At 47.0% G+C, this 16,888-nt stretch carries 15 protein-coding genes; all 15 read right to left on the minus strand.

All coding sequences use genetic code 11. The features are described 5' to 3' along the window. Positions 1-108: 108 nt before the first annotated feature. Complete coding sequence (locus BZ167_RS00995) at positions 109-2,469, minus strand: FtsK/SpoIIIE family DNA translocase (protein WP_061861466.1); 2,361 nt, start codon at positions 2,467-2,469, stop codon at positions 109-111. 134 nt (positions 2,470-2,603) lie between these two features. Then, the gene (locus BZ167_RS01000; RefSeq protein WP_061861465.1) at positions 2,604-2,813 is read right to left on the minus strand and encodes a YlzJ-like family protein; all 210 of its coding nucleotides are present in this window, start codon (positions 2,811-2,813) and stop codon (positions 2,604-2,606) included. After that, positions 2,810-3,547, minus strand: coding sequence for a ClpP family protease (locus BZ167_RS01005; protein ID WP_040238970.1), 738 nt, complete (start codon positions 3,545-3,547; stop codon positions 2,810-2,812). Before BZ167_RS01005 ends, BZ167_RS01000 begins: the two co-directional genes overlap by 4 nt. A gap of 115 nt (positions 3,548-3,662) precedes the next feature. Then, a complete protein-coding gene (gene rnjB, locus BZ167_RS01010; protein WP_007409811.1) occupies positions 3,663-5,330 on the minus strand; it encodes a ribonuclease J2 in 1,668 nt (555 codons plus the stop codon). Between the two features lie 178 nt (positions 5,331-5,508). Continuing rightward, on the minus strand, positions 5,509-6,378 hold the full coding sequence (gene dapA, locus BZ167_RS01015; protein ID WP_003154166.1) for a 4-hydroxy-tetrahydrodipicolinate synthase: 870 nt from the start codon (positions 6,376-6,378) through the stop codon (positions 5,509-5,511). 30 nt (positions 6,379-6,408) lie between these two features. Beyond that, positions 6,409-7,623, minus strand: a complete 1,215-nt coding sequence (dapG, locus tag BZ167_RS01020) for an aspartate kinase (protein ID WP_003154168.1) — start codon at positions 7,621-7,623, stop codon at positions 6,409-6,411. Between the two features lie 87 nt (positions 7,624-7,710). Continuing rightward, positions 7,711-8,751 carry an aspartate-semialdehyde dehydrogenase gene (asd, locus tag BZ167_RS01025; RefSeq protein WP_007409810.1) on the minus strand — a complete coding sequence of 347 codons (1,041 nt, stop codon included), beginning with the start codon at positions 8,749-8,751 and terminating at the stop codon, positions 7,711-7,713. A 134-nt stretch (positions 8,752-8,885) separates the two neighbouring features. Continuing rightward, positions 8,886-9,476 carry a dipicolinate synthase subunit B gene (dpaB, locus tag BZ167_RS01030; RefSeq protein ID WP_007409809.1) on the minus strand — a complete coding sequence of 197 codons (591 nt, stop codon included), beginning with the start codon at positions 9,474-9,476 and terminating at the stop codon, positions 8,886-8,888. 2 nt (positions 9,477-9,478) lie between these two features. Further along, on the minus strand, positions 9,479-10,369 hold the full coding sequence (dpaA, locus tag BZ167_RS01035) for a dipicolinic acid synthetase subunit A (protein WP_015417487.1): 891 nt from the start codon (positions 10,367-10,369) through the stop codon (positions 9,479-9,481). A gap of 156 nt (positions 10,370-10,525) precedes the next feature. Beyond that, positions 10,526-10,783, minus strand: coding sequence for a YlmC/YmxH family sporulation protein (locus BZ167_RS01040; RefSeq protein ID WP_003154176.1), 258 nt, complete (start codon positions 10,781-10,783; stop codon positions 10,526-10,528). A gap of 78 nt (positions 10,784-10,861) precedes the next feature. Further along, positions 10,862-12,097, minus strand: a complete 1,236-nt coding sequence (locus BZ167_RS01045; protein ID WP_012117570.1) for a M16 family metallopeptidase — start codon at positions 12,095-12,097, stop codon at positions 10,862-10,864. A gap of 39 nt (positions 12,098-12,136) precedes the next feature. Next, positions 12,137-13,096, minus strand: a complete 960-nt coding sequence (locus tag BZ167_RS01050) for a polysaccharide deacetylase family protein (protein WP_015417486.1) — start codon at positions 13,094-13,096, stop codon at positions 12,137-12,139. 112 nt (positions 13,097-13,208) lie between these two features. Next, complete coding sequence (gene pnp, locus BZ167_RS01055) at positions 13,209-15,332, minus strand: polyribonucleotide nucleotidyltransferase (RefSeq protein ID WP_007611468.1); 2,124 nt, start codon at positions 15,330-15,332, stop codon at positions 13,209-13,211. A 174-nt stretch (positions 15,333-15,506) separates the two neighbouring features. Continuing rightward, positions 15,507-15,776 (minus strand): 30S ribosomal protein S15, encoded by a 270-nt coding sequence (gene rpsO / locus BZ167_RS01060; RefSeq protein ID WP_003154182.1) that lies wholly within the window; start codon positions 15,774-15,776, stop codon positions 15,507-15,509. A 165-nt stretch (positions 15,777-15,941) separates the two neighbouring features. Then, positions 15,942-16,883: a bifunctional riboflavin kinase/FAD synthetase gene (ribF, locus tag BZ167_RS01065; protein WP_007611467.1), complete on the minus strand. Its 942-nt coding sequence runs from the start codon at positions 16,881-16,883 to the stop codon at positions 15,942-15,944. Positions 16,884-16,888: the final 5 nt, after the last annotated feature.

Consider the following 16,888-nt stretch of genomic DNA (forward strand, 5'->3'; position numbering starts at 1 on the left):
CCACTTTCATAAATTATTGAACAATTGGGACAACTATATCATGTTTTGATAAAAAAATAAATAGGAATGATTTTGGTGATATCATTTTCAGTGAAAACTCTCTCCTTTTTAAGAAGAGAGCTCATCATATTGTTCCTTAGATAATAGTACTTCCCTCGGTTTGCTTCCTTCATACGGCCCGACGACGCCCCGTTCCTCCATTGCGTCAATCAGACGGGCAGCTCTCGTATATCCGATTCTGAACCGCCTTTGAAGCATGGAGACTGATGCCGTCTGCATGCCGATAATCAAATCGACCGCTTCGTCATAGAGATCATCCGTTACTTCACTGTGTGTTTCCGAAACTTCTTCCGGAATCATCTCTTCTTGGTACTGCGCTTTTTGCTGCGTAATGACATGATCAACGACATGCTCAACCTCTTCATCGGATAAGAATGCCCCTTGCACACGCACCGGCTTATTTGCGCCTACAGGCAGAAACAGCATGTCTCCGCGCCCCAGAAGCTTTTCAGCGCCGCCCATGTCTAAAATTGTCCGTGAATCGGTCTGAGATGAGACACTGAAGGCGATTCTTGACGGGATGTTGGCTTTAATAACACCGGTAATAACGTCGACTGAAGGCCGCTGTGTCGCGATAATCAAATGAATTCCCGCCGCCCGCGCCATCTGTGAAAGTCTCGTAATTGAATCTTCCACGTCGGAAGAAGCGACCATCATCAGATCGGCAAGCTCGTCAACGATGACGACGATGTACGGCAGCTCAGGCTGCTTGACTTCTTCTTCGGCATTTGACCGCTTAATATGATCGTTATAGCCTTCTATATTTCTCGTACCCGTATGGGAGAACAGCTCATAGCGGCGCTCCATCTCATTGACGACCTTTTTCAAAGCCTGCGAGGCCTTTTTCGGATCTGTCACGACCGGCGCAAGCAGATGAGGAATGCCGTTATACACATTCAGCTCAACCATTTTCGGGTCAATCATCATCATCTTCACTTCATGCGGTTTGGCCCTCATCAGAATGCTCGTAATAATACCGTTGACACAGACGCTTTTTCCGCTTCCCGTTGCCCCCGCTACGAGCAGGTGGGGCATTTTGTTCAGTTCGGCAAGCACGGCTTCCCCGGAAATATTTCGTCCCAAGCCGATCAGAAGCTTTGCGTCCGGCTTGTCATTGAGCTTGGATTCAAGCACTTCTTTTAACGAAACCATCGCAACTTCAGCATTGGGCACCTCGATGCCGATTGCCGATTTACCCGGAATCGGCGCTTCGATCCGGATATCCTTCGCGGCAAGCGCGAGCGCGAGGTCATCGCTCAGATTCACGATTTTACTGACTTTGACCCCGACGTCCGGATACACCTCATATTTTGTGACCGCCGGACCGAGATGAACCTGCGTCACTTTCGCCTTTACGCCAAAGCTTTGAAAAGTCCGTTCGAGTTTTCTTGCATTCTCGTAAATGTTTTTCTTATCGGTCTGCTGGCCGGTATGTTTCGGGTCAGCCAGTATGTCCAATGAAGGCATTTGATAATCTTTATTTTCAAGCTCTGTAAACGTCATCGGCGGAGCCGCAGCCGTTTCGCCACTGTCTTGAGCGCCGCCGGAAGGCTCATCTTTTGCCGCTTGTGCAGCCTCCTGCGTTTTTTCCGGAATCAGCGGTTCGGCGGGCTCTTCCTGACGGTCTGAAAAGCTTGAAATAATCGGCTCTGAATGGATGATCGGCGAAATGATTTCCTCATCCTCTTCCTCCGGTTCAGGCTCTTCTTTTTTCTTTTGAACCCGTTTTTGTTTTTTGCCCGATTTTGTTTTTGTTTTCGGCGAAGACATATTCGTTCTGACCGTCTTCATATCCTCAAGAAATGCCTGCCATTGACCGCGGATAAACCGGCCGACGGGGCTCGTCCACTTTTTGAGCGTTTCCTGCAGTGAACGGCCCGTTACAAGAATCAGCCCCATTAAGATCAGCACGATCGCCATGATCTGTGAACCCGTTGATGCAAATAAAAAGTGGGAAGCTGCAAACAGTACCGCGCCGATCATGCCGCCGCCCAAATCAGGGGAAGCAGCCTGCTGTTTCATGTCAATCATAAACAGCTCCCACGTGTTGCCGATGACACTTGCCGACCGAATCGACCCGTGATGAGACAGATTTTTAAAGAGCTGCACGTGAGACAGCAGCAATATACTGGCGATAATACAGTACAGCCCTGCCTTTCTTCTCGTTAAAAGGCTTGGACTCTTCTTTTTCCAAAACAGCGAAATTCCGAGAAGGAAGAGCGCAATTAAGCATAAAATAAACCACTCTCCGGCAAAAAAACGGAACAAGTACACAAATGTCTGTCCCACAACGCCGAGCTGCAAAACAGCAATAATTGAGATTGCAACACAGAGCAGTCCGCTTAGTTCGTATTTTAGATTGAGCTTACTCTCTTGTTTCTTTTTAGATTTCCGTTTTTTCTTTGCCACACTCATCACCTTACTGCGTTAAAAAATGTAAAATCATACATCATGAAGAAAAGCAGCCTTTTGCCGGCTGCATTTTTCTGTAGGATTCCCCTATTATAGCATATTTTGCCCCCGAGAAACGGACTGAATGCCGGTTAGATTTTCAGCTTGATTTTTTGTCCAGGAGCGATGTCCGGATTCAGAAAATCCATCGGGTTCGTACTTAAAATCTGTACGACTTCAGCTTCATTTCCCTTCATCTCAACTAGCAGCGGCACGCCGGCGTAATCTACCTGTTCATGCACGCTTTGCTCTATTTCCTGACCGTAAACGACTTCTTGGGGCATGACGGTATAAAGGATCATTGAATCATCCTTCCTTCCTCGCCCTTTCGTTCCTCAATCAGCTGATTCAGCTTTTTTATCGCCTGTCCGACGCCGCCCACGGCATCAATTAATCCGTAATCAGCCGCATCTTTCCCGACTACGTTCGTCCCGATGTCCCTGGTTAAGTTTCCTTTTGAAAACATCAGCTCTTTGAATTTTTCTTCGGAAATATTTGAATGATGGGTCACAAAGTTGACGACCCGCTCCTGCATTTTGTCCAAGTATTCAAATGTTTGCGGAACCCCGATAACCAGACCTGTAAGCCGAACGGGGTGAATGGTCATAGTCGCTGTTTCCGCGATAAAACTATGATCACATGACACGGCGATCGGCACACCTATCGAGTGTCCCCCGCCGAGTACGATTGAGACGGTCGGTTTTGATAAGGATGCGAGCATTTCCGCAATCGCAAGCCCCGCTTCCACATCGCCTCCGACGGTGTTTAAGATGATCAGAAGTCCTTCGATTTTCGGATTTTGCTCAATGGCGACGATTTGCGGAATGACGTGTTCATATTTGGTTGTTTTATTTTGCGGCGGGAGCTGGACGTGCCCCTCAATTTGGCCGATGATCGTCAGGCAGTGAATATTGCTATCTTGGGACATTTGCGGCAGAGATGTCTCTCCCAGCTGCTGAATTTTGCTCATAATGCTGTCTTTCGCATCTGATTTTTCGGGCTGCTGTTCTTCGGTGTTTTCCATACGATGATCCATTTTATCTTTCACCCTTTCCGAATGTCTCTTTGTATTATGAACAAAGATGATGATTTCCATCCGGGACATGAACAAAAACAAAGCCGGAGCATCATGCGCTCCGGCTTTGTATACATTATACTTCCATAATGATCGGAATGATCATCGGCTTGCGTTTTGTTTTTTCATAAAGGAATTGATTCAGCGCATCACGCATTGCTTGTTTCAGCGTGGACCATTCTACGGCAGATGTTTCCGTCGCTTCAGTCACGATAGAGCGGACGAGCTCAGTAGCTTGTACAATTAGACCCTCTGATTCTCTGACATACACGAAACCGCGCGTAATGATCTCAGGACCTGATACGAGGTTCTTTTTCTGCTTATCGAGTGAAATCACGACGATGAGAATGCCGTCTTGTGACAATAAGCGGCGGTCTCTCAGCACGATGTTGCCGATGTCGCCGACTCCGAGGCCGTCAATCAGAACGTTTCCGTACGTGACTTTATCCCCGATTTTCACATTCTGGCCGCGGAATTCAACGACGTCACCTTTTTCAATCAAGAAAATGTCGCTGCGTTTCATGCCGATCTCTTCTGCGATTTTGGAATGCGCTTTTTGCATTCTGAATTCACCGTTAACCGGAATTAAATATTTCGGTTTCAGCAAATTAAGCATGAGTTTCAATTCTTCCTGCGAACCGTGACCGGACACATGCACGCGCTTTTGGGCGAAAATGACTTGAGCGCCGGCTCGGGCAAGCAGGTTGACGGTTTTGGAATATATCAATTCATGCCCCGGAATCGGTGTTGATGCAATGACAACGGTGTCTCCTTCTTCAATGTTAAGCTGCTTGTGCGCCTGCTTGGCCATCCGCGTAAGAGCGGCCAGCGGCTCACCATGGCTTCCGGCTGTAACAATTGCCACTTCCCGCTTCGGATATTTTTTCACATCCTGCACAGGAATAAACATTTCATCTTCGGCTTCAATATAGCCGAGCTTGCGCCCAAGCTGAAGCACGTTTTGCAGATTTTTTCCGGCGATTGCAAGTTTGCGGCCGTTCTGGACGGCAGCCTGTATCACTTGCTGGATCCGGTTGATATTAGACGCGAATACAGCAATGATGACACGGTTTTCTGAATTGTTCATCGCATCGGAAATTTCACCGCTTACATATGCTTCTGACGGAGTATACCCCGGGCGCTCCGCATTGGCGCTGTCAGAAAGCAGGGCGAGCACGCCGCTGTTTCCGATTTTGGCAATTTCGCCAATATCACATGATTGGTGATAAGCAGGCGTCTGGTCAAATTTGAAGTCTCCCGTGCACACAATAGAGCCAAGTGATGTTTTGAAGCTGACTCCCACTGAATCCGGAATACTGTGAATCGTTTTAAAGAACGATACTTTCGTTGATTCAAATGTAATGACTGATTTAGAGTGAACTTCACGCAAATCAGCTTTTCGATTATGCCCGTACTGCTTGAGTTTTTCTCTCAGTAATGCAAGCGTAAGCTTCGTTCCGTATACCGGCACCGACAGCTTATTCAATAAATAAAAGACGCCCCCGATGTTTTCATCGTGCCCGTGTGTCAGAAAGATGGCCTTCACGCGGTCAGCCCGTTCTACTAAGTAGGAAATATCCGGAATGACGACATCAATACCGAGCATTTCATTTTCAGGGTGCATCAGCCCTGCATCCACTACAAATATGTCTGAGTCAATTTCAATGACATATAGGTTCTTCCCAATTTCTCCGACGCCGCCAAGGGCGATAATTCTGACGTTTTCTGTATTTTTCTTTTTCAAAATCTGTATCCTCCTAGTCTCATACCCGTCCATCATCACTTGTTCCTATTATAACTGATATCAATTTTAGAAAACAAGAAGAAGCGGAAGGTTTAGGGAAAACCAATATGTATACAAAACGGTCAAACTCACGATAAAAATGAGAATGACCGCGTATTTTAACTGTATAAATTTTTTCTTACAGTTCGCTGATGACGCTGCTCAGGCTCAGACGTTCATCTTCATTCAGCGGGATAAGAGGAAGACGCACAGATCCGACATCAAGGCCTTTCAGCTGTAACGCCGTTTTGACCGGAGCCGGATTAGGCGCTTTAAAGAGCTCCTTCATGATCGGCAGAAGCTTCTGATGAATCAGTGCCGCGGTTGCCGTCTGCCCGTTCGTATAGTTTTTAATCATCTGCTGCATGTCAGAACCTACGATATGGCTGGCCACTGACACGACTCCTCTTCCGCCGACTGCGAGAATAGGAAGCGTTAACCCGTCATCACCTGAATAGACGTAAAAATCTTCCGGTGTTTCGGCAATGATTTTCGTAATGGCATCAAGATCGCCGCTCGCTTCTTTAATCGCAGAGATATTCGGTATCTCCGCAAGTCTGATGGCCGTTTCCGGCGCAAGCGAAGCGACCGTTCTGCCCGGCACGTTGTAAAGCATCACAGGAAGAGACGTTTCTTCAGCTATGGCTTTAAAATGACGGTACATCCCCTCTTGGGAAGGCTTATTATAATACGGCGTGACAAGCATAACGCAATCGACGCCGGCTTCTTCAGCTTTTTTTGTCAGTTTAATGGAGTCTTTCGTATTGTTGCTTCCCGTACCCGCAATAACAGGCACGCGTCCGTTCACTTCTTTGACTGTAAATTCAAAGAGTGCAATTTTTTCTTCCGTTGAAAGTGTCGGAGATTCGCCGGTCGTGCCTGCGACAACTAAAGAATCCGTGCCGTTTTTCAACAAATAGTCGATTAATGTAGACAGTTTTTGAAAGTCTACATTCCCTTTACTGTCAAAGGGGGTAATCATCGCTGTAGATATATTTCCGACATTCATTTTTTTCACCTCATCATGATTCAATCACATTTACTTTGAAAGTTCAAACACTTCATGCAGCGCATTTACGGCCGTTACCATATCTTTTTCATGAACGAGCACCCATATCGTCGTATGGCTGTCGGCAGATTGCAGAATCGGAATGCCTTTATCAGAAAGTGCGGAGACGATTTTTGACGTGACACCCGGAACACCCATTATCCCGGCGCCGACCGCTGACACTTTCGCACAGCTCTCCGTCACTGTCGGCTCATATCCTAATTCAGCCAAAATGCTGCGCGCGGCTTCCGTTTTACTGCCGGCTACGGTATATACGATTTCACTCGGCGTAATGTTAAAGAAATCTACGCTGATTCCGGCATTTGCCATTGCTTTAAAGACTTCAGTCTGAACGTTGTATTGCCCCATTTTGGCGGGAACCTTAAATTGCGTCACATCTTTCACATGGGCGATCCCCGTGATCAGCCGTTCGAATACATCGCTGCCGATGTTAGACGAATGATGGGACGTCACCAAAGTGCCTTTGTCTTTTGAATAAGTGGAGCGCACGCGGATCGGCACCTTTGCCTGCATGGCGATTTCCACCGCGCGCGGATGAATGACTTTCGCGCCTTGATAGGCAAGGTTGCAGATTTCCGTATATGTGACGTTCGGAAGCGGCTTAGCATTTTCCACGATTCTCGGATCGGCTGTCATAACGCCTTCCACGTCCGTAAAAATGTCGATAAACTCAGCATCTACCGCCGCGCCGAGCGCCGCTGCTGAAGTATCGCTTCCTCCTCTGCCGATCGTCGTCGTGTCGCCTTTTTCAGTCGCTCCCTGAAATCCCGCGACAACGACAGCGTCATGGCTGGCAAGTGCAGCGAAAAGCCGCTCTGTTTTCATTTCTATAATTTTGGCGTCAGTATGCTGGGCATTGGTTAAAAAGCCGGCCTGGGCTCCTGTTAAAGCTGCGGCTTTTATGCCGTTTTCCTTCAGCATGCTGGAAAAAACAACGGACGAAATCGTTTCTCCGCAAGACAGAAGCATATCCTGCTCTCTCGGAGAAATGTCGGACTGGCTGCCGTAAAGGAGCCCGATTAAAGAATCTGTCGCGTACGGGTCTCCTTTTCTTCCCATCGCCGATACAACAACAACAACTTTATAACCTTCACTGATGGCATCTTTAATGTGTGCTAGCGCAAGCTTGCGGCCTTTGTCATCTTTTACGGATGTTCCGCCGAATTTTTGAACAATGATCTTCACTATTTTCACTCCAAATTAGTCTGACGTAACAGAAGAGAGCAGGCAGAGCCTTACTCTCTTCTGTTCGCCTATAGAAAATACGTTTGTTTATACGAGGTTCAGTTTTTGCAGGCTTTCCGCGATTTGGACTGAGTTCCAAGCAGCGCCTTTTAACAGGTTATCAGAAACAACCCACAAATGAAAACCGTTTGCTCTGTCCAAATCTTTACGGATTCTTCCTACAAATACATCGCGTTTGCCGACGCAATCAGCAGGCATCGGGTAAAGCTGCTCCGCCGGATCATCCTGAAGCGTAACACCCGGAGCTTCTTTTAAAAGCTGTTTAATATCTTCAACGGTTGCGTCATCACGGTCAAGCTCAATGTAAACAGATTCTGAGTGCCCTGTTTCAATCGGCAGTCTGACACATGTCGCAGCCACTTCCAGATTCGGCATATGCATGATTTTTTTCGTTTCATTAATCATTTTCATTTCCTCAAACGTATAGCCGTTATCTTGGAATTTATCAATTTGCGGAATGGCGTTAAATGCGATTTGATAATGCTTTTTGTCGCCTTTAACCGGCATAATGGACGGTTCTGCGGGTTCATTGTTTAAAATCGCCTTTGTCTGGCTGTACAATTCCTTCGCCGCTTCATTGCCGGCCCCGGACACAGCTTGGTAAGTAGATACAATGACTTTTTTCAATCCGTACGCTTTGCGGATCGGTTCAAGCGCAGCCACCATCTGAATCGTTGAACAGTTAGGGTTGGCGATAATGCCGTTATGTTTGTGCAGATCACCTTCGTTCACCTCAGGCACCACGAGCGGTGTATTTTCGTCCATACGGAATGCGCTGGTATTGTCAATCACAATGGCTCCCCGTTTTACAGCCTCAGGCGCCAAGCTTTGTGATACGCTTCCGCCGGCGCTGAATAACGCGATATGAACGCCTTCGAAGCTTTCAGGAACAGCTTCCTGCACTGTATATTCTTCGCCTTTAAACGTTACTTTCGTACCAGCAGAACGCTTTGAGGATAGTAGTGTGAGTGTTTCGATTTCAAAGTTTCTGTCTTCCAGTGTTTTCAGCATTTGCTGTCCTACGGCTCCCGTCGCTCCGACAACTGCTACGTGTAATCCTCTTCCCATCTGTAAAACTCCTTCCGCCAATTAAGCATCATTTGTTGAATTGACTTTGCATTTTACGTTTTATTTTACCATAGAATAGTCACGGATTGACCGAATTTTTTTATTCGGGAATGATTTTCTGTCATCATGATTTTTTATTCATGGTGGTGTACGAGCACCGGCTGAACCTGCTGGTGCAAAAGAGCTTTTTCTACCGTAATCGGAAGGAGATCCATTCTGGCGACGAGCGATGTCGGTTTTTTCACGTGGTCGTCCTGGCCGAACGGGATGAAATATATGTTTTTTGCAGACATCAGCCTCATTAAATTCGTTCCGTTTAAACCGAGTCCGTCGTTTGTCGAAATTCCGAGCACGACCGGGCGGCCGTTGCGGATCGTGGCTTTCGCAGCCATAAGGACGGGGCTGTCAGTCATCGCATTCGCGAGTTTGCTCATTGAATTTCCGGTTAAGGGGGCGATGACCATGCAGTCGAGCGGAAGTTTCGGCCCGAGAGGCTCCGCTTTTACGATGGAATCAATCGCCTCAAAGCCTGTTGCTTCTTCAATTTTTCTGACCCAATCTCCCCCCTCCCCAAAGCGGGTATCGGTCGATTGAACGGTTGACGTCACGACCGGCCGGACTTCAGCTCCTTGACTGATAAGCGCCTCTATTTGCGGAAAAACTTCCTCATATGTGCAGTGCGATCCGGTTAATCCGAATCCGATTCTTTTCCCTTTCAGAGACATGGTTATTCCCCCTCTTTCTTTAAGTCTGCCAAAAGCTTGCTCAATACGTTCGCAATAATCTGTCCGGCTGTTTTCGGGGCCACAATTCCCGGAAGACCCGGAGCAAGCAGCGCTTTAATGCCTTGTTTTTCAGCATATTTGAAATCCGTTCCGCCCGGACGGGATGCTAAATCCAAAATCAAGGTCTTCGGCGTCATGCGCGATAAAACGCTTTGATTCAGAATCAAGCTCGGTACGGTGTTAATGCAGATATCAATATCATTTACATGTTCAGTAAGCTCTTCAAGTTGAAAAGGAGAAAGCCCCATTTCCGTTATACGGGCCAAATGAGCCGAACTCCGCGCGCCCACTTTTACCTTCGCCCCTAACGCCGCAAACGTCCGGGCGATCGTCATACCGGTGCGCCCCATGCCGAGAACGGCGACATTTGATCCGTGAATGGTATAATCCGTATGCTGAATCGCCATCATGATTGTTCCTTCAACAGTGGGAATCGAGTTGAATATCGCGATATCGTCCCGCTCAAATAATTTCACAAGCTTGCGGCCCGCTTCGCTGGCGATCCCCTCAAGATACGCGTTGGAGATGCCTGAATAAATGACGCAATGCTCCGGTGTCCGCTCAAGATAGCTCTGCTTTAATACCACTTCTTCATTTGAAAAAACCGTGGAAACAACGCCTTCTCCGGTCGTTGCCGATACAGGCAGGATGATACTGTCTATTTTTTGAAAGGGAATCTCATCGATTTTGCATTTGACGGTTCCTGTAAAACCGTCATCCAATTGGTCAAACCCTGCAAGATAAATATCGGCATGCTGTTCTGTCAGCTTTCTTATAATCTCAAGCTGTCTTGCGTCACCGCCAATGATCGCAATTGTCAATCCGGTTAACATCTGAAACGTTCACCTTCTTTACAGTTACTGGATCTTTTAAGTGTCATCCTCCTCTTCATCGTATGTGCGAAGAGAAAGGGCGGTGAATGTACAGCGTCTTTTTCATAAAAAAAGCACCGGCTGTATGAGCCGGTGCTTGCAAAAAATGAATAAGATCTACTCTTCGGGAGGCGTGATCTCCCCCGGAACGTCTAAAATGATCATGTCTGACCCGATTTTTTGGATATGGTTCCAGGGGACGCGGATGTCGTGGCCTTGTTTTCGCAATCCGAACCATTTTACCGTCGGTATCAACAGCGCGGTAATTTGTCCGTCCTGTTCATTAATTTCCAAATCGGTCTGGCCGAGCACGCCGAGCCGCTCTGCCCGTTTAATGTCCACTATTTCTTTACCTGACAGTTCACTGAGCCTCATGATAGCCACCCCCTTGTACTATATGACCCGGAGCAAAAAAAAATGCCTGCCCCGTATAGAGGCAGACTGCTTTTCCGCTTAAGACGAGGCCGGCATATTGCCGGTCGGGCTGATGAGCGATAGTGCGTAATCATCCGTAAATAAGCGGCGGCTGAGGCCGTTGACGCTTTCCAGGCTGACCGCATTTAATTCAGTGATAATTTCATCCATGGTCTTATGCTTTCCGAGCAGGAGTTCGTTTTTCCCGTTCCGGCTCATTTTGCTGTTTGTGCTCTCTAAGCTGAGCATTAAGCTCCCCTTCATTTGCTCTTTGCTGTTTTCCAGCTCTTTCGGGGTGATACCGTCACGTTTTAGAACCGATAACGTTTCCTGAATGGTTTCAGACAGAAGTCCGAGCTGATTCGCGCCGGTGCCTCCGTAAATCGTCAGCATACCGCTGTCTTCATAGGAACTGTGATAGCTGTATACAGAATAGGCCAGTCCTTTATCTTCACGCACATCCTGGAAAAGACGGCTGCTCATGCTTCCGCCCAGCACGTTGTTTAAGACGATCAAATCGTAAATGTCCGGATCTCCGACTTTCAGGCCTTTGAAACCGAGACAGAGATGCGCCTGTTCGGTGTCTTTTTTTCTGGTCAGCTTTTCATAATGAAACTCAGGCTCGCTAATGCCGCTTGCTTTGCCCTTCGCTTCGTATGTACCGAACCATTTCTCCACGTCTTTAATGAATTGTTCCGTTACATTTCCGGCGACAGAAATGACGACGCGGTCCGGCGTGTAAAAGTCATCCATATGCTGTCTGAGAGAATCGCCGTTAAATGACGAAAGCGTTTCCTCCGTCCCGAGAATCGGGTAGCCGAGCGAATGATTGCCGTATGTCGCTTTGCTCAGCAGATCGTGGACAATGTCATCCGGCGCGTCTTCATACATTTTGATTTCTTCATATACGACGTTCTTTTCTTTTTTGAGCTCATCTTCGTCAAAAGCAGAATGAAAGAACATATCAGCCAGCACATCAAGTGCGTAGTTTGCATGCTCATCCAGCACTTTGGCGTAATAGCACGTATATTCTTTTGAAGTGAAGGCATTCACTTGGCCGCCTATCCGATCGAAGGATTCTGCGATTTCACGTGCGGACCTGGTATTTGTTCCTTTAAAAAACATATGCTCAAGAAAGTGCGAAATACCGTTTGTATCCGGCGTTTCATGACGTGACCCCGTCCCGATCCAGACGCCGATTGCCACAGACCGCACCGTTGGATTATTTTCAAGCACAACTCTTACACCGTTTTGGCATGTATAGCGTTTTATCAAGTCTGTTCCTCCTATTCAAAGACAGGCAACTGCCGCCTGCTACTTCATCAGCCTGTTTTCATCCATTAAGTCAGACACTGAGCCGAGCGCGTAGCCTTTTTCTTTGATTTTTGCAATCAGTGTATCCAGGCTTTTCGCAGTCGGATCAGTCGGATGCATTAAAATCATGGCTCCGTTATGTATTTTGCTCAACACCCTTGTTTGTAAAACAGCGGGAGACGGTTTTTGCCAGTCAATGGTGTCAACGGTCCACATGATGGTGCCCATTCCTTTTTCCGCCGCAAGGTCGACCACGGCTTTTCTGAAGCTGCCGCTTGGCGGCGCAAACCATTTCGGCTTCATGCCGAGCGTCTCGCTGATTTGTGCATTGGTTTTGTCAAGCTGTTCGGAAATGCTTCCTGAAGTCAGTTTGCTCATATCAGGGTGATTGTATGAATGATTTCCGATTTCATGTCCGTCTGCCGCTATTTTTTTCCCCAGTTCCTGATTGTTTTTCAGCCATTTCCCTTCAAGAAAGAAAGTTGCTTTGACCTGGTGCTGCTTCAGAATAGGCAGCATTTGCTCCACGTATTCATTTCCCCAGGCGACATTTATCAGGAAAGCGACCATCGGTTTGTCGGGATTTCCTTTATAAATGGGTTCGGGCGCGAGAGAATCAAGATGGACTTTCGGTTTTACCTGCTCATAGACAAGGCCGTCTTCGTGAAATTCTCCGTCCTTTTTCATTTGTTTATAGGATTTTTCCACATTGACTTTTAAACCGTTATATCCCGGTATACTCTTCCATATTTTATCAATCCGCGCGTCTTGCGGCTTCACTTCATACTCTGACGCTTTTTGCAGTAATTCTTCATAGAGCGGATCTTTTGATGCTGACACAGTTACAGCGTCTTTTTTCATTGCGTCTATGTAATCAACTGTATACGGATTTTTTAACATTTCAAACGAAACAAAAAAAAGAAATAAAAAAACGGCAAACGGCACGAATTTTTTCAACATGTCCTTCCCCCCTCACCACACATTATGTATGAGGAGGACAAGGTAGAACCCGTCTGTTGTCTTTCTCAAAATAAAGAAGCCGGGTCTCCCAGGCTCCTTGTTAGGTTTTCATTTAAGATTGTTGTTGTTCCTGTTCTTTTTCTTTCTCTTCGCGCAGCACTGCTTTACGCGACAGATTCACTCGTCCCTGTTTGTCAATTTCAGTTACCTTCACAAGGATTTCGTCACCGATTTTCACAACATCCTCAACCTTGCCGACCCGTTCGAGCGCTAGTTCAGAGATGTGAACGAGACCGTCTTTTCCGCTGAAGATTTCAACGAAAGCGCCGAATTTCTCAATCCGTTTGACTTTACCGAGGTAAAGCTGGCCGACTTCGACTTCTCTGACAAGATCTTCGATGATTTTTTTCGCTTTTTGGTTGCTGCTTTCATCAGTAGAAGAAATAAAGATGGTGCCGTCTTGTTCAATGTCAATTTTCACACCGGTATCTTCAATGATTTTGTTGATTTGTTTACCGCTCGGTCCGATAACGTCACGGATTTTATCCGGATTAATGTTCATCGTTAAAATTTTCGGCGCATATTGAGAAAGTTCTTTTCTTGATTCACCAAGCGTGCTGAGCATGCTGTTCAAGATTTCCATTCTTCCTTTTTTCGCCTGCTGAAGCGCTTCTTCAAGAATTTCTCTTGAAAGGCCTTCAATTTTAATGTCCATTTGCAGCGCTGTCACGCCTTTTTCCGTGCCGGCTACTTTAAAGTCCATGTCACCGAGGGCGTCTTCCATCCCTTGAATATCCGTTAATACCGTATAGTACTCGCCTGATTTCACAAGTCCCATCGCGATACCCGCAACAGGGGCTTTAATCGGAACACCTGCGTCCATCATGGCAAGCGTGCTCGCGCAAATGCTGGCCTGTGAAGTGGAACCGTTTGATTCAAGCACTTCGGATACGAGGCGGACCGTATACGGGAAGTCTTTTTCATTCGGAATGACCGGCTCAAGCGCACGCTCTCCAAGAGCACCGTGACCGATCTCACGGCGTCCCGGTCCGCGCATCGGGCCTGTCTCCCCTACGCTGAACTGCGGGAAGTTATAATGATGCATAAAGCGTTTTGATTCTTCCACGCCTAAACCGTCAAGAATCTGAACGTCCCCAAGGGCGCCTAATGTACAAACGCTGAGCGCCTGCGTCTGTCCTCGCGTAAACAGCCCGGAGCCATGCGTTCTCGGCAGAAGGCCGACTTCTGAAGAAAGCGGGCGGATCTGATCAACGCCGCGGCCGTCCGGACGGACTTTTTCTTCTGTGATCAAACGGCGCACTTCGTTTTTCACGAGTTTAGACAGTGTCTGTTTCACTTTTTTAATCGTATCTTCATCATGCTCTTCTTCTTCGAATTTCGCGACAACTGCATTTTTCACTTCATTGATCGCGTCTTCGCGAGCATGTTTTTCGTGAACCTGAATGGCGCTGAGAAGATCCGGCTCCGCAAGGCTTTTTACTTTTTCGCTGAGCTCTTCGTCAATTTCATACAGTTCGATTTCTGTTTTTTCTTTGCCGACTGCTGCGACGATTTCTTCTTGGAATGCGATCAGGCGCTTAATTTCTTCGTGACCGAACATAATCGCCTCAAGCATGATTTCTTCAGGAACTTCATCCGCTCCGGCTTCCACCATGTTGATGGCGTCTTTTGTGCCTGCAACGATGAGGTTGATATCACTTTTTTCAAGCTGGTCAACCGTCGGATTGATGACGAATTTCCCGTCAATGCGGCCTACCGTCACACCTGCGATCGGGCCTTCAAACGGGATATCGGAAACGCAAAGAGCGAGTGATGAACCGAACATTGCAGCCATTTCAGATGAGCAGTCCTGATCAACACTCATGACAATGCTGATGACCTGTACTTCGTTACGGAATCCGTCTGCGAAAAGCGGGCGGATCGGACGGTCGATCAGACGGCTGGCTAAAACGGCCTTTTCACTTGGACGGCCTTCTCTTTTAATAAAACCGCCCGGAATTTTACCTACTGCGTATAATCTTTCTTCATAGTTAACGGTAAGCGGGAAAAAATCTAGCGGTTTCGGTTCTTTTGATGCGGTTGCTGTGCTGAGCACTGCAGTATCGCCGTAGCGGACCATGACAGCGCCGTTTGCCTGTTTGGCAAGCTGGCCGGCTTCTACTGTAAGCTGTCTGCCGGCCCAATCTATGGTAAAGACATGTTTCTCTTGTCCCATTCGATTACGAGCTCCTCTCTTAATGTGTGAAATAATCAATTACTCCTATTATGAACGAAATGAATTGAACATATCAATGTCAAAGTAGTATGTAAAAGGATTTCATTGTTTTTTTATTATTATTTTTTTCGCTTTAATACGATAAAAAAGCGGGAATCCTCCCGCTTTTTACGATTATCGACGTAAGCCTAGTTTGTTAATTAACTCACGGTAACGAGTTACGTCTTTATTACGCAGATACGTAAGAAGATTACGACGTTTACCTACCATTTTAAGAAGACCGCGACGTGAGTGGTGATCTTTCTTGTGAGTACGCAAATGCTCGTTCAAGTTGTTAATTGAGTCTGTTAGGATAGCGATCTGAACTTCTGGAGATCCAGTATCAGATTCGTGTGTTTTGAACTCGCTGATGAGTTGATTTTTACGCTCTTGAGTAATTGCCATCCTGTTTCACCTCCATATCATAATTAGCCCCAGTTACCTAGCAACCGTCGGTGACTTCGGATTGCCAAGCAATGGTTTTAAGACTACGAAACATATGATACTAAAAATCGCGCCCATATGCAAATCTTTTAGAAGAAAATTTGTGTACTTTTGATGTTTTTTCCGTTATTTGCTGAAAAAACGGATCGCTTCTTGTTTGTCTTTCCCGATCTGAGCCGTCAGTTCATCGATGCCGTTAAACTTCCGTTCGCTTCGGATTCGTTTGTACCACTCGATTTTAACGTCTTCTCCGTATACATCCTGTTGAAAATTAAACAAATGAACTTCAATTGACGGCTGATCGGGACGCTTTTCATAAAAGGTCGGTTTGTAGCCGATGTTGCAGACGCCTTCATACACCTCGCCTTTTATTTCGGCTTTCACTGCATACACGCCTGTCGGCGGCACGATATAACTGTTGTGCAGACCGACATTCGCGGTCGGAAAACCGATGGTGCGGCCTCTTTTATCTCCGTGAATCACAGTGCCCCGGATAAAATACGGCTGGCCGAGAAGAGTGTGCGCAAGTTCAACGTCACCATCCTGCAGCGCTGACCGGATATAAGTGGAGCTGATCTTTCTGTCCTGCTCGGTCTGTTTCTCGACAGTCGTGCATCCGGCCTTGCCGTTTAAATCGTCCGGCAGCGTCTCCATCGTGCCTTTTCCGTATTTTCCGTACGTAAAATCGAAGCCTCCCACAGCGTGCCGCGCGTTTAACCCTAAAATATACTCCTCGGCAAATTGTTTTGGAGACAGCGACGCAAACGCCTCATCAAACTTTACGACATACAGCACATCAGCGCCTAAACGCCCGATCTGGCTGATTTTATCTTCAAGCGGCGTAATCAGATCCTTTGGCTCTTTGTCCCTGCCCAACACATGGGAAGGGTGGGGATGAAACGTCATAACGGCCAGCGACAGGCCTTTTTCTTCGGCTATTTGTCTGGCTGTTCCGATTACTTTCCGGTGTCCCAAATGAACGCCGTCAAAGTAGCCGAGTGCCATGACAGACGCCGGCTGCTCTTCTTTTTGTAAATGATGCGGATGAGAAATATGTATCGTCTTCACAGAAC

This window comes from Bacillus sp. 275, assembly GCF_001999205.1.
Lineage (GTDB): Bacteria > Bacillota > Bacilli > Bacillales > Bacillaceae > Bacillus > Bacillus velezensis.

Excerpts from the sequence above, each read along its gene's own strand:
- dapA (WP_003154166.1), bottom strand. The coding sequence starts at position 6,378 with ATGAATGTCGGAAATATATCTACAGCGATGATTACCCCCTTTGACAGT.
- rpsO (WP_003154182.1), bottom strand. The coding sequence starts at position 15,776 with ATGGCAATTACTCAAGAGCGTAAAAATCAACTCATCAGCGAGTTCAAA.
- dpaA (WP_015417487.1), bottom strand. The coding sequence starts at position 10,369 with ATGTTAACCGGATTGACAATTGCGATCATTGGCGGTGACGCAAGACAG.
- BZ167_RS01000 (WP_061861465.1), bottom strand. The coding sequence starts at position 2,813 with ATGATCCTTTATACCGTCATGCCCCAAGAAGTCGTTTACGGTCAGGAA.
- BZ167_RS01050 (WP_015417486.1), bottom strand. The coding sequence starts at position 13,096 with ATGTTGAAAAAATTCGTGCCGTTTGCCGTTTTTTTATTTCTTTTTTTT.
- pnp (WP_007611468.1), bottom strand. The coding sequence starts at position 15,332 with ATGGGACAAGAGAAACATGTCTTTACCATAGATTGGGCCGGCAGACAG.
- BZ167_RS01005 (WP_040238970.1), bottom strand. The coding sequence starts at position 3,547 with ATGGATCATCGTATGGAAAACACCGAAGAACAGCAGCCCGAAAAATCA.
- asd (WP_007409810.1), bottom strand. The coding sequence starts at position 8,751 with ATGGGAAGAGGATTACACGTAGCAGTTGTCGGAGCGACGGGAGCCGTA.
- BZ167_RS01040 (WP_003154176.1), bottom strand. The coding sequence starts at position 10,783 with ATGAGGCTCAGTGAACTGTCAGGTAAAGAAATAGTGGACATTAAACGG.
- dpaB (WP_007409809.1), bottom strand. The coding sequence starts at position 9,476 with ATGTCTCTGAAAGGGAAAAGAATCGGATTCGGATTAACCGGATCGCAC.